Genomic DNA, 14,320 nt, shown 5'->3' with positions numbered 1-14,320 from the left:
TTCAGGATAAGCAGAAATATTCTCAAAAATAGATAAGAGTTCCGCACTTTGACCTCAGAAACCCGGTTTTTACCCCCGCGCTTCATATTCGCGGTTCGCTGGAAAATTGACAGAAAATAGGCTGTTTGTGGGAGAGTCACCAGCTAGAAACAAAGCACAGATTTACTCAAAAAAAGATTAGTTTTCCAGCGACACCCCTGGCAGTGCAGAGCGATCGTACCACAAGCTCATAGAATTTGTTAAAAATTTCAGTTGAAAATTTGAATTATTAAATTTTATGCCTAACATTGGGGATAAAATCTAAGATTGAAATTCTCAAATCTGAAATCAAGGCATCATGGTAAAACTGACACCGAACCCCAGCTTTAGTTTAACAATTCGGGTTGCTCTGCCGAACCGGCCGGGAATGCTGGCAAGCGTCACCAGCGCGATCGCATCTGTCGGCGGCAACTTCGGCCAAATCGACTTGATCGAGCAAACCCGCGCCACTACAATTCGCGATATCACCGTCGATGCTTACAGCCTCGAACACAACGAAGAAATATTGCAAGCAGTGAAAGCGCTGCCGGATATCAAAGTGATCGATGTGTACGATCGCACTTTCAACTTGCACCGCGGCGGAAAAATCAGCGTAGTTAGCAAAATTTCCCTCAAACGCCAGTCAGATTTGGCAATGGCATACACCCCTGGAGTCGGCCGCATCTGCACTGCGATCGCCAATGACCCGCAACAAGTTTATAACCTCACAATCAAACAAAATACTGTTGCCATTGTTACCGACGGTAGCGCAGTTTTGGGACTGGGAAACCTCGGCCCTGCCGCCGCACTGCCAGTCATGGAAGGCAAAGCCATGCTATTTAAAGAATTTGCTGGGATTGACGCCTTTCCTATCTGTTTGAACACCCAAGATACCGACGAAATTATTCGCACAGTGCAGAATATCGCCCCGGTTTTTGGTGGCGTTAACCTCGAAGATATTTCTTCTCCCCGCTGCTTTGAAATCGAAGCAAGATTGCGGGAAACTTTAGATATTCCGATTTTTCATGATGACCAGCACGGCACTGCAATTGTCAGTTTGGCAGCATTAATTAATGCCTTGAAAATCGTCAAAAAAACCATCGCAGAAGTGTGTATCGTGATTAACGGAGCCGGTGCGGCCGGAGTCGCGATCGCCCGCTTGCTGCGTAAAGCAGGTGCCCAAAATATCATCATGTGCGACTCCAAAGGCGTCCTCTCCCAAGACCGCACGGATATGAACCCAGAAAAACTAGAATTTGCCGTGGCTTCGAGCGGTACTTTGGAAGATGCGATCGCCGGTGCCGATGTATTTTTAGGAGTCAGCGCCCCCGGCGTAGTCACCCGATCGATGGTGCGTTCGATGGCCGAAAATCCCATTGTTTTTGCAATGGCAAATCCCATTCCCGAAATTCAGCCAGAATTAATTATGGAAGATGCGGCGATCATAGCAACCGGACGCAGCGATTACCCGAATCAAATTAACAATGTTTTGGCATTTCCGGGGATATTTCGAGGCGCTTTGGACTGCAAAGCTGCCACGATTACGCCCACTATGTACTTGGAAGCAGCTTATGCGATCGCCTCTTTAGTCAGTCCTTCTCAGCTTGACAAAGAGCACATTATACCGTCGGTTTTTGATGAAAGAGTTGCCATTGCTGTCGCCGGTGCAGTGCAGTTGGCCGCCCGATCCGAAGGTATTGCCCGCGATTAATTGACGGAAGTTCGGCAACGGATTCGCTCGACGGATGTAACGGATGTAACGGATGTAACGGATGTCCGTCCGATGTCCGTCGGAAGAAGGAAGAAGGGAGAAGGTTGGAGGGAAGAAGGAAGAAGGTTGGAGGGAAGATACCATGTATAAATTAATGGTTTTTGTACCAGTTTTATACTTCTTCTTTTGTGATTTTTCTGGTTTCTTCTCATTCCCTCTTTCCTCCTTCCCGTTGATTATTACTCATTTTTGTTTTCCCATCCTGTCTTTTTCCTCAACATCCATCCGTTAAATCCCGATCGCGTGATCGTTGCCAAACTGCCCTCGAACCTCCAACCTCCAACCTCTTCCTTCTTCCCTCCAACCTCAGCATCCATCCGTTACATTTGTTAAATCCCGTAGAGGGATCGTTGGCGAACTTCCTTTTTCCCTCTTTTTTAATTAAGGATAAAACTCACAGCAATAAACAAGATAATAAAGATATAATTAAATAAACCAAGTCCAGCTAGGTCAGATGCAAAGCCAGTTAGGAAAAGCCAAGCGCAATCGCTCCCGTTGCCAATTGTTAGAACTGTGCCCGATAGGGCTGGCATTGTGCCGGACGGACGGGACTTTTCTCGACGTAAATCCAGCTTTTGCAAGTATTATCGGCCGCACAGTTGCAGAAACTCTCCACCTCAACTACTGGGAAATTCAGCAAACACAGTGCGCGCGCCCAGAAAAATATCTAGAATGTCAAGCAAAAAATAGCCACACGCACCTGTGCGAAGCAGCATACAAACATAAAAACCAGCATCTCGTACCCGTGCGAGTTTCCGAGCGGGCAATTGAAACAGAGGGACTGTCCGCGATTTGGCTAAGTGTTGAAGAAATCTTTAATAATCGGGATCAAAATAGCGATCCGCTGGAATCAGCATCGCCACACAGCAATTCACATCTAGAAAAATTGCTGACAAAGCAGACTGCCGAACTAGAAAAAACTCAGAAACTACTCGCAGAAAAAATCTCCGAACTGGAGCAAACTCAAGAAAAATTACGTCTCCAAAGTCAAATCATTGACCAAATTCATGAGGCGGTAGTTTCTACCGATATGGACGGCTCGATCACCATTTGGAATCAAGCCTGCCAAAAGTTATACGGCTATCAAGCAACTGAGGCTATCGGACAGCACATTTCTCTAATTTACCCGCCCGAACAGCAAGAATTTTTGTTAGAGCAAGTCATCAAGCCGCTACAAGAAAAAGGCGAGCATGAAATTGAAGTTATAACACGCCGTAAATCAGGAGAAAAATTTTCCTCGAACCTGATGCTGTCGCTATTGAAAGACAAAAGGGGAGAAGTTGTGGGGATGATGGGATCTTTAACAGATCTGAGCGTTTGCAAAGCTTTAGAACAAGAATTAGCACAGAGACAAGCACTATTTGATGCCTTTTTGAAGGAGGCGCCGGCGGGACTTTGCATTTTGGACTCCCAACTGCGGTATGTGCAAATTAATCAATTTCTAGCAGAAATAAATTGCCTGAGTCCAGCAGAACACATTGGCAAGACTGTACGCGAAATATTGCCGAATATGGCTCCAATAATAGAGCCTTTGTACGCAGAAATTTTGAGGACGAAACAACCCCTAATTAATATCGAGATCAGTGGTGACAATCCAAGAAAGCCGGGGTTTGTCCGACACCTGACAGGCTCTTATTTTCCCTTGCTAGACAAAGATGGTGAGGCGATCGGCATCGGTGCAGTTGTAGTTGACATTAGCGATCGCAAACAAGCAGAAGCTGCGCTGCAAAAAAGCGAACAGCTTTACCGCACTATGGCAAGCAACTTTCCTAACGGTGCGGTGATGTTGTTCGATCCAGAACTGCGCTACACGCTGGTAGAAGGTACAGAATTAGCAGCAGTGGGGCTTGCCAAAGAATTGATGGAAGGCAAGACTATCTGGGAAGTATTCGAGCCAGATGTTTGTACTGATATCGAGCCAACTTATCGGGCAGCACTGGCAGGAGAAACAGTTGTTACAGAATTTTTTTACAGCGATCGCGTTTACCTCGGTTATGCTTTGCCAGTCAGAAACGAACGGCAAGAAATTATCGGCGGATTGCTAATGACTCAAAACATTACGGCTCGCCAATTAGCAGAAGAAGCGCTCAGAGAAAGCGAGGAAAAATACAGGTGCATTGTCGAGACAGCGGACGAAGGAATTTGGATCATAGATGCGGAGGGTAAAACTACTTTTGTCAACCAAAAAATGGCCGATCTGCTCTGCTGCAGCCCAGAGGAAATGATCGGGGAGTCGCTATTTGCTTTCATGGATGCAGAAGGCATGGCGATCGCACAAATCAGTCTCGACCGCCGCCGTGAAGGAATTCGCGAACAGCTCGATTTTAAGTTCCGTCGCCGAGACGGCAGGGACTTGTGGGCGATGGTTTCTACTAATTCCTTGGCCGACAAACAGGGACGCTATGTGGGCGCTTTGGCAATGGTTGCTGATATTACCGATCGCAAGCAAACAGAAGCCGCATTGCAGCAGTCGGAAGCCAAATTTCGATCGCTCTACGAATTAACCAGTTTGCCTGTTTTTATGCTATGTGACAATGCCATCACCGATGCTAACACAGCCACCCTAAAACTATTCGGCTGTACTACCCCGCAACAGTTGTACTGCCAAAACCCTGGCACACTCTCGCCTCCTTTCCAACCCAACGGCAAAGATTCTTTGAGCATGGCTGACGACATGATAGCGATCGCTTTTGAGCGGGGAAAGCACCGTTTTGATTGGGTTCATCAGCGCTTAGACGGTACTGATTTTCCCGCAGAAGTCGTGCTGACAGTCATCGAGGTGGGAAATGAAAAAATTATCCAAGGAGTGATCCAAGATTTAACAGATCGCAAACTTGCAGAAGAAACATTAGTGCGATCGGAACAAGCCCTCAGACAGCAAGCAAGACGACAACAACTGCTCAATCAAATTGCCAACCAGATTCGCACATCTTTAGATTTAGACACAATTTTAGAAACCGCAGTTCAAAAAATTCGCAATTTGATGCACATAGATTGGTGCCTGTTCACTTGGTATCGCCCAAACCGCAATCCTCCGGTTTGGGAAATAGTTTGCGAAGCGAAGAATGAAGCTTTGCCGAGTTTGCTCGGTACTTATTCTGTAGAGGATCAATCTAGTGTCGCCCTGCCACAGATTTTGCAGCGACACATCCTGCGAATTGATGATGTCAGCACTTTTGAAGATTTAGAAGTGCGCGAAAATTTCCAGGCCTTAAAAATTAACTCAGTGCTGTCGCTGCCAGTTCAAACTGCTTCAGGCGATATGGGGGCAATTACCTGCTATGAGGCTGTGTCCATGCGAAATTGGAGCGACTCTGAAGTCGAACTGATGCAAGCGGTGGTCGCTCAAATTGCGATCGCGATCGACCACGCTGAACTGTACACCCAAACCCGCAAAGCGGCCCGACTAGCTCAAGCTCAAACTCAACAGCTAGAAGAAACTTTGCGCGAACTAAAACGTACCCAAACTCAATTAATTCAAAGTGAAAAAATGTCAAGTTTGGGACAGTTAGTAGCAGGTGTCGCCCACGAAATTAACAACCCAGTTAATTTTATCTACGGCAATCTCAGCTACACCAGCGAATACACTCAAAACTTGCTAAAAATGCTGCAACTTTACCAGAAGGAATACCCGCAGCCTAGCGCAAGAATTGTAGATGCAAGGGATGACTTTGAAATTGATTATCTTATTGAAGATTTACCAAAAATTTTAGCATCTATGAAAGTCGGAGCCGATCGCATCCGCGACATAGTTTTGAGCCTGCGAACTTTTTCAAGACTTGACGAAGCCGAAAAAAAACAAGTTGACATTCACGAAGGTATTGAAAGCACGCTGCTAATTTTGCAAAACCGCCTGAAACATAAAGCCGATCACCAGACAATTAATGTGATTAAAGAATACGGTAATTTGCCTTTAGTTGAATGTTATCCCGGTCAGTTAAATCAAGTATTTATGAATTTATTGAGCAATGCGCTAGACGCATTGGAAATGGAGATGAAGGAATCCAATCGCACCGCCAAAAATCTCGCAATTACGATTCGCACCCAAGTAACCGAAAATAACAGCGTTGCCATATGGATAGCTGACAGTGGCCCCGGCATGAGCGAAGATGTGCAAAAGCGCTTGTTTGACCCGTTTTTCACTACTAAACCCATTGGCAAAGGTACTGGATTAGGATTGGCGATTTCGCACTCTATTATAGTAGAAAAACACGGCGGCAAGCTTTCTTGCAATTCTGTATTGGGAGAAGGTTCCGAATTTGCGATCGAGATTCCTCTGCAGCAAAAATTAAATTAAAACCCGTTGTATCGGTATCATATCAAATCCGATCGAGCGATCGGATTTGATATGATTCAAATCCGATCCTTTACCGTCAGATGCACACCACCAGCGGGTGCCATTGTCAAACCGCGACGTACTGGCACCACGGGACTATTTTCTGCAAGTTCTAAAGAGTATCGTGACAGCACTTTCGCCAATACTAACTTCATTTCAAACATGGCAAATGCCGCCCCAATACAGCGGCGGTTTCCTCCTCCAAACGGCAAATATTCGTAAGGCGAAAATTGACGTTCGAGAAAACGTTCTGGTTTAAAACAATTTGGTTCCGGGTAAATATCAGGACGGTGATGAACCAAATAAATACAGGAAGAAACTATCATTCCTTTGGGAAGATTATAACCCATTAACTGCATCGGAGCTTGCAGAATGCGCGGAAATGCAAAAAATACGATCGGATAAATCCGCAGCGTTTCGCAACAGACAGCATTCAAATACGGGAGTTTAGTTATTTCCGCCGGATCGGAATTTTTCAAATCAATAGAATTGAGTTCTTGCAGCAGTTTTTCACGAACTTCTGGGAGGTAGTGAATCCAATACAAAGCCCAGGCTAAAGCTGTGGCTGTAGTTTCGTGTCCCACGAATAACATTGTCATTAATTCATCCCGCAATTCAACGTCGCTCATCGGCTGTCCCGCTTCGTCACGAGCTGAAATTAACAAGCTCAGGATGTCTTCGCCTAATGGTTCAGACTGAGTTTTGCGTTCGCGAATTTCTTGATAAAGCAGTTCATCTAAACGCTGTCTTTGTCGCACAAATCCTCCCCAAGGACTCCAAGCACCTAAATCTTGTTGCAACGACTTCACAAACAAAAATGTCGCACTCAAAGGATTGCTAAAAAAATTTAACATCTTAACAAGAAGTTGCTGGATTTGCTGGTAGCGTTCTCCTTCGCTCAGCCCAAACACCGCGTGCAAAATCACTTCCAAGGAAATCTCCTGCATAGTTGATTGCGCGATAACCGAGTTACCCGGAGTCCAATTATTAATTACTTTTTCGGTGGTATTGCAGATGATTTGTCCGTAAGCTTTCATGCGTTCACCGTGAAAAGGTGGCATTAAAAGTTTGCGCTGCTGCAAATGTCGATCGCCATCTAACAACAATAACGAATTCGAGCCTACTAAAGGTAGCGCTATCTGGTTTCCCGTACCGGATTCAAAAAGTTTGGAATCCGCTGTAAAAATTTCTTGAATAGCTTGAGGATTGCTAATAATTACCTGGGGCGGAAAATTGCTGAATTTGCTGGTAAAAATGTCACCGTAGCTTTTATAGTTTCGTTCTAAATAATACAGAGGATTTAAAATCCCCCGCACTGTCTGAACAAATCTATTATCTTTAGGGCCGTCTAAAACTTTGTTGATATCATCATTTTGAGATGGAGAGTTGTTGGTGAGGATAGTCATTTGTTTTTCTCCTAATTTTATGGTTTCACAGGACTAATGAAAGCATAATTTATCTGTCAAAAAATCGCCAGTCTCAGTTATTTAAAAATAGTACGCGGTAGGCATCATAAATTAGTACGGCAATAGTAGGATACAGAGTAACTCCCAGGCCAAAAGCTCGTTCTATCGGCTCTTTGAGATAGCCTATCCAAAACGCTATTCTTCCCAAAACAAACAAAGTTGCCAAAATTGGAATCAGCTTGATGCTGTAAGTATCTAAAAAGGTAGAAAGGATTAAACTGCCTACAAAAAACAGCACAAATTGCTCTAGAGTGTTGCTCAGATAACGTAAATTAATCCGCATTGCTTCTGATTCGGCATTTGCTAAAGGGTTGATGGCTGGGCTGCTAAATCTACCATTACCAACTGCAACTATGCCGGCAAATAACATCAGTAACGGAAAGATTTGGCAGCGAAGGGCGAAGATTAGGCGCGACTCTGCGGTATTGAAGGGCGGTAGGGGCAGCGCTATCACAAAATAACTAATCAGTACAAAACTAAGGCAGAAGATTAAGGCAGAAATGCCTCGCCAAACAACTCTTTGCTGTTGTGGATTGAAACTGAGTAAATTAATCATTGTTTACAGAAACCCAACCTTATTATATATTTTTTATACCTAGATATTTTACGTAAACCCGATCGCACCTTGGCGTCTCCACACCCGTTGTCGGTAGATATCCGCTATTTTCGTACAGTTTAACAGCTTCCTTGAGAATGCTAGCAGTTTCTATCCAAATTTCCTCAAAGCCGCGAGCGATAATTTTACTTTCCAATTCTTGCAGTAAAAATTTCCCCAAACCCTGTCCCCTTGCTGCGGGCAAAATATACATTTTGCGAATTTCCACAGCATTATTTCCGCGCTCAATCGGATAGTAAGCCGCTGTACCCACTATTTTATCCTGCCGTTCAACTACCCAAAATTCGCCGCCTTGATTATGATAATGTAGTTCTACATCATAGACATCTCGATCTGCCCCGTGAGGTTCGCATTTTAAACCGTACTCTGCTAAAACATCCCTAATTAAATAGAACGCCTCAGCGCGATCGCGCGTTTCCCAGGAACGAATTAAAAAATCCAGATGTTGGGTTTTCATGGGTGGTTGCAACTTAATATTTATTTGTTGACTTTAGCAACTGTAAACTTACTAATTTTTTTTTACAGTTTTTAAATGCACCTAGCTTTTAACTGTGAATTCTCGGTTCGGGATGAAGACTTGCCAGCAACTCGCTCTCTACTAATGATAATTCCTCCAACCTCTGCATCACAATATCCCGATCGAAATAAGTTGTTGCCAAAATCCAATATACCCCGTAATGGCGCGCTTCCGAAGCCATCAAACTGCGGTAAAACTTAGCTAATTCCGCGTCGGGACAGCGATCGCCCAGCAGCCCCAACCGTTCGTGACTGCGCGCTTCTATCAAACCAGAAACCAACAAAGAATCCAAAAGTCTTTCGGGTTCCTGCTTGCGAATTTGGGCGGACAAACCTGCACCGTAGGGAGGTGCGGCCAAAGGGCCCAAAGCGATGCTGCGCTTTTCTAACCGCTGGTTGACTTGCTCGAAATGCTCTAATTCTTCGCGGGCGATCGCCGTTAGCATCCTCACCAATTTTTCCCTGGCTGGGTAGCGAAACATTAAATTTAACGCTACTCCCGCCGCTTTCCGCTCGCAGTGAGAATGGTCTAATAAGATTGTATCCAAATGGGCGATCGCCTGTTGAACCCAAGCTTCCGAAGTCGGCTGTTTCAAAAACTTAATAGTTGGCTGTGTAGAAGTCATTAGTCATCAGTTATTAGTCATTAGTCAGCAGTCATTCGATTTTAGATTTTAGATTTGAGATTTTGGATTGACCCCACGGATAAATTCGGGGGCGTGAGGATTTTAGATTTGAGATTTTGGATTGATTCCACGGATAAATCACGTGGCGGGTACCATCAAGAAATTCGCTTGTCATTAGTCAGCAGTCACTAGCCAGCATTTATCCTATTTTACAAAGTTTTTCAAACACCGCATACATATCACCAGCAAACTTTTTCGGATTCCACAGCGGCGACAAATTGGCTGGATCTTTAGATTTCACCAACTGTGCTTTAATTGCATTTCTCAATTCACGATCTTTGCCCAATTTTACACCCACTTCCACATATTCCGACCAAGACAAAGCCACGCCTGTTTCAATTCCCAAAGTCCGCAAAAACGAATAACCCATTCTCGACAAAAATTGCTCTCCTGTGCGAGTCACCACCGGCAAATTAGACCACAAAGCCTCTAAAGTTTGAGTTCCTCCGTTGTAAGGATAAGAATCTAACAAAACATCTGCCAGCAAATAGATAATTCTGTGTTCTTCCTCAGTAGCAAACCTCGGCAAAAACTTAATTCGGTGCTTGCTCACTTTCTCAGCTTCGCAAGCTTGGTGATATGCAGCCTCAAACACGGCAGCATCGCCTAAAGCTTTGTGAATTAAGATACTGTTCGGCACTTCTTTGAGAATCGCAATTTGTGCTTTTACCAACTCGCTATTGAATTTTCTTCCGGGAGCGACGCACAGGTAAACTATCTGATCCAAACCGATCCGATGCGATCTTCTCAATGCAACGGGATCGACTCCATATCTCTGAAAACCGGACACCGCGACAAAGGAATCAGGCATCCTAATTAGCTGCTCGTCATAATATTTTTCCCTGGCTGCAGGGTGCGAGTGCCAGTCTGTAAGAAAGTAATTTTCCGGCGATATGTAAGGGGCGTCAAATCCCAGCCAAGAAACACAAACTGGTGCGGGTTTTTGGTAGAGAATGTCAGCGTGAACTGGTACGCTGAGAGAATCTAAATCAACTAAAACATCCAATTCATCTTGCTGAATTTGGTCGATAATTTCTGCGGAATTGGCAAGTCCGTTCGGGTAGGTGGTCGGAAAAGTGAGTTTTCCCCAAGTTTCAAATTGCTTAGTGAGAGCGTCAGGAATAATTTTTTCCGAAGCGTACAAATACACATTGGGTGTGATGTCGGACAATTCGTGAATGATGTCCGCGCTGCACCAACCTACAGGATGGCGGCTAAAGTGATTGGACAAAAAGCCGATTTTTAACTTGCTGGATGGAACCGTTGGTTTGAAGCTGTAATTTGCGGGTTGAGAAAAATTAGGTTTAATACATTGGTCGATATACTTTTTGGCAATTAATCTGTAAAGTTTTGAGTTTGCCGCCAAGTCATCTCGCAAATAGGGCGTGCTGAATAACAAGTTTGCATAAAGCGATTTAATTTCCACCGGGCTAGCGGTTTCTAAGTTTTGCTCTAAGTACGACTCTAGCTCTAAAAATCGATCGCCCGCAATTTGATTTAATCCCGACACTTGATAGGTGCTGATGAAGTAAATCGCGGTCATAATTGGATCGGTTTCTGCACACATTTGGCTGTAGTGGTGCACGGCTTGCCGCGCGGCAGCTAAATCGCTAGTATCTCTGAGGATGTCGCACAAATGTTGGTGAGCCCCAATAAAATCGGGTTTAATTTGTAGAGCTTTTTGAAGGTTGGGTATTGCGTCTTTAAATTGACCCTGGTGGCGCAAAACTCGGCCAATTTGACAGTATGCTTCGGCTAAATCGGGTTTGAATGCGATCGCCTGCTGCCATGCAGCCACCGCCTCATCTAACTTCCCTTGCCCCGCTAATTTATCTCCTAAATTTAAGTGAAAATCTACCTGAGCAAGGTGGGGATTGAGTTCGAGAGCTTTTTGCTCGTATGCTACCGCTGCATCCTGCTGCCCCTGCTGCTTCAGTGCCCCTGCCAAATTCCAGTAAGCAGCAGCCAAATTCGGTTTAAGTTCGATCGCCTTTTCGTAATTGACAACCGCCTCCACCAAATGCCCTTGTTTGTAGAGCATACTGCCCAAATTAGCATAAGCCTCAGCAAAATCGGGATTCAGAGCGATCGCCTCAGAATAAAACCGCATCGCTTCCTCAATTTGACCACTTGCTTGCTGCACATTGCCCATTGTCACGTAAGCCGCCGCCCAATCCGGTTGCAATTCCAGAGCTCGGCGACAAGCTGCGACGGCTGCTGCTAAATTGCCTTGAGAGTAATAGGTTTCTGCAACAACTGTCAGGGATGCAGCATCTTCAAATTGGGGTGTTTCGGATTGGTTGCGAAAATCGGAATTCATTTTGCGGCCTATCTGTGCTATCAAGTTAAAGGTTGAATCTATATTATTTTGCAGAGTAGCAGTTTTAGCGGAATTACGGGCGATCGTCACAGAGAATTTATGAGCGACAAGCAAGCGACACAGCGCCAACATAACATCAAGTGGAAACCAAACCTTCTGCTGGGGATACTCTTGTTAACCTTAGCAATCCCCTTACCCTTTGCCCAAAAGACTTTCGCACAGCAGCAGCAGACAGCCAGCTTTCGGCAGAAATTATTTCAAACTGCTCTTTATTTCACCCTATATTTTGAGGGCGGATTCAGCAATCACCCTGCCGATAAGGGCGGCAGAACTTATCGGGGCGTCTTGCAAACGGAATACAACGCCTACCGCTACAGTCGTGGGCTTCCGCCCCTTGACGTGACGCAGATGTCGGAAGCAGAGCTCCTAGAAATTTATAAATATTACTGGGATTCGAGCCTATCGGGAACGATGCAGCCGGCTTTGGCGATCGTCATGTTTGACACCGCCGTTAATTTCGGTATTAATAACTCAATTACCTTTCTTCAGCAAGCATTAGGATTGCCGCAAACGGGAGTTTTTGACCCGCGCACCAAGGAAGCGCTGAAAGGGGCAAATAACAGAAATACCGCGCTGCAAATGATTAATGAACGAATTATTTACCGCTACAAAAGGGTGCAAGAAGATCCGACTCAGATGGCTTTTTTCCGGGGTTGGCTGAGTCGCGATTACAGTTTGTGGGGCTATGTGAACAAGATTAAGAATTAACAGTTAACAGTTAACGGCTAACAGTTAACTGTTAATAAGCAGGCGCGAATCTAATTTTTACTATCTTGTTTCTTTAAACTATTGTCGGGTGGGCAGGAGCGCCCGCCCGATAATTCCCATCTCAATGCACCACAGCTTATCATGTCGGCTTAAATAACCCTTATATAGCAATCCTTGCAGGAGTCGTAAATTTTTTACTCCACCCCAACCCTCCCCGAACCCGCTGGGAGTCCGTAAGAAATTCACAAATGATGCGAGGATTGCTATATCTCTAAGCTTTTCTCTGAGAAAAATCAGTCTATTCAACTTAACACATCAACCATTTGTCAAGTAAATGAATTTCATATAATTCACAATCTTGATTCATAAAAGTCATATTTATCAAGATATATTTCACGAATCAAAAAACCTAGTAAATTTTAACCCAACCGTCTATAACAGAAATATAAAAACCAAATGTGTTGCTGCTGCACAACTAACTTAAGCCATGAAACTATGACGGTAGAAGAAGCAATAATTTTTTTGGACAATCTGGTATACGAACAAACGGAAAAACACCTGAGTCGGTTGCAACAGTCGATAATTCGAGGCGTTGTAGGGGGTTTGACGTACCAAGAAATTCAGCAAAACGATCCGATCGCCCGTGGGTACACAGTGGGCTACCTGGGGCGGTATGTCGGCTACAACTTGTGGAAAGACCTCACCAAGGTACTGAAGCAAGCAGAAATTATTGGACAAGAAGAAAGAGTCGTCGGAGCAAATCTTTGGGACTGCATCATGAGAGCTGTACAAAAAGGCACACAACCAGCTAATTCTGTCGATCCCATGTTGCAAAAGCTGCTGCGGATGCGTTACCGAATTAGAGAACATTTGGTGAACACGGAGTACAGCGATACCTATCTGGCTGAAGATGAAAATTTGCCCGATCGACCTTTGTGCCTCGTCAAGCGCCTGAAAAGCCAGTCTGAGAGAACCAGCCAGTTATTCGATCGAGAAACGCGGGTTTTATATCGATTGGGCCAACACGATCGGATACCGGAATTGTTAGCTCGCTTTGAAGAAGATGGATATTTTTATTTAGTCTATCAATTCATCGAAGGGCAACCCTTGTATCAAGAACTAATTGAAGGTCAACCCTGGGAAGAACATCAAGTTATTGCTTTGTTGAAAGATATCTTGGAAGTGCTTGTCTTTGTTCACAAACAAGATGTAATTCACCGCGACGTTCACCCTCAAAACTTAATCAGGCGGACATCAGATGGCAAGATTGTATTAATTGACTTTGGGGCCGTTAAAGAAATCAACACTTCACAAAACAGCATCGGTCAAACGAAATCGCGTGGCGGTACTCAGCAAGATTATATTCCCCCGGAACAAGCCATCGGTTCCCCGAAATTGTGCAGCGACATCTATGCTGTCGGGCTTATGGGGATTCAAGCCTTGACAGGAATGCGCCCGAAACAACTCAGAGTTGATAATTTAGGGAATCTCATCTGGCAGAAAAATGCAACTGTCACCCCGGAGTTGGCTCGCGTTTTAGACCAGATGGTGCTGTACGCTTTCCCCCAGCGTTACCCCTCAGCAACCGAAGCTTTGGAAGCACTTCAAAATTTGGGAGTTAGTTGACTGTTGTCAGTTGTCAGTTGACAGTTACCAAATCCGACTTGAATATCCCCTCTTTAGTCCCTCTCTGCTGGGACTTTGTTTTTGTAGTAGCGGTTTCAAGCGCCGAGTCTTATCTGTTATGCCACATTTCCCACAGCCACAGCAGCCAGTTTACAATGCGAGTGATCTTGTTGCACAGTGATTCATCCGCTACCATT

The 14,320-nt window shown here is 44.8% G+C and carries 10 protein-coding genes; 5 read left to right on the top strand and 5 right to left on the bottom strand.

Features of this window, described 5'->3' with window-relative positions; genetic code table 11:
* Positions 1-337: 337 nt before the first annotated feature.
* The 3 genes from QUA07_RS17105 (at position 338) to QUA07_RS17095 (ending at position 6,086) form a co-directional block, all read left to right on the top strand.
* A complete protein-coding gene (locus QUA07_RS17105) occupies positions 338-1,729 on the top strand; it encodes a malic enzyme-like NAD(P)-binding protein (RefSeq protein WP_333327102.1) in 1,392 nt (463 codons plus the stop codon).
* Positions 1,730-1,879: a hypothetical protein gene (locus QUA07_RS17100; RefSeq protein ID WP_333327100.1), complete on the top strand. Its 150-nt coding sequence runs from the start codon at positions 1,730-1,732 to the stop codon at positions 1,877-1,879.
* A gap of 364 nt (positions 1,880-2,243) precedes the next feature.
* Positions 2,244-6,086 (top strand): PAS domain S-box protein, encoded by a 3,843-nt coding sequence (locus tag QUA07_RS17095; RefSeq protein ID WP_333327098.1) that lies wholly within the window; start codon positions 2,244-2,246, stop codon positions 6,084-6,086.
* Positions 6,087-6,142: 56 nt separating this feature from the next.
* Here the strand turns inward: QUA07_RS17095 and QUA07_RS17090 are convergent, their stop codons facing one another.
* The 5 genes from QUA07_RS17090 to QUA07_RS17070 all read right to left on the bottom strand — a co-directional run bounded on the left by QUA07_RS17090 (position 6,143) and on the right by QUA07_RS17070 (position 11,729).
* The gene (locus QUA07_RS17090) at positions 6,143-7,531 is read right to left on the bottom strand and encodes a cytochrome P450 (protein WP_333327096.1); all 1,389 of its coding nucleotides are present in this window, start codon (positions 7,529-7,531) and stop codon (positions 6,143-6,145) included.
* A gap of 73 nt (positions 7,532-7,604) precedes the next feature.
* On the bottom strand, positions 7,605-8,147 hold the full coding sequence (locus QUA07_RS17085; RefSeq protein ID WP_333327094.1) for an MAPEG family protein: 543 nt from the start codon (positions 8,145-8,147) through the stop codon (positions 7,605-7,607).
* 22 nt (positions 8,148-8,169) lie between these two features.
* Positions 8,170-8,664, bottom strand: coding sequence for a GNAT family N-acetyltransferase (locus tag QUA07_RS17080; RefSeq protein ID WP_333327092.1), 495 nt, complete (start codon positions 8,662-8,664; stop codon positions 8,170-8,172).
* Positions 8,665-8,752: 88 nt separating this feature from the next.
* Positions 8,753-9,349: a tRNA isopentenyl-2-thiomethyl-A-37 hydroxylase MiaE gene (locus tag QUA07_RS17075; protein ID WP_333327090.1), complete on the bottom strand. Its 597-nt coding sequence runs from the start codon at positions 9,347-9,349 to the stop codon at positions 8,753-8,755.
* Between the two features lie 199 nt (positions 9,350-9,548).
* On the bottom strand, positions 9,549-11,729 hold the full coding sequence (locus QUA07_RS17070) for a tetratricopeptide repeat protein (RefSeq protein WP_333327088.1): 2,181 nt from the start codon (positions 11,727-11,729) through the stop codon (positions 9,549-9,551).
* A 99-nt stretch (positions 11,730-11,828) separates the two neighbouring features.
* Here QUA07_RS17070 and QUA07_RS17065 point away from each other — a divergent pair, with 99 nt between their 5' ends.
* Entirely contained in the window at positions 11,829-12,497 is a 669-nt protein-coding gene (locus QUA07_RS17065; protein WP_333084781.1) for a glycosyl hydrolase 108 family protein, read from the top strand.
* Between the two features lie 495 nt (positions 12,498-12,992).
* The gene (locus tag QUA07_RS17060) at positions 12,993-14,123 is read left to right on the top strand and encodes a serine/threonine-protein kinase (RefSeq protein WP_333327086.1); all 1,131 of its coding nucleotides are present in this window, start codon (positions 12,993-12,995) and stop codon (positions 14,121-14,123) included.
* Positions 14,124-14,320: the final 197 nt, after the last annotated feature.

It is taken from the genome of Microcoleus sp. T3_A4 (assembly GCF_036700465.1).
In the GTDB taxonomy this organism is placed as follows: domain Bacteria; phylum Cyanobacteriota; class Cyanobacteriia; order Cyanobacteriales; family Microcoleaceae; genus Microcoleus.
This window is presented reverse-complemented; position numbering and strand designations above follow the sequence as displayed.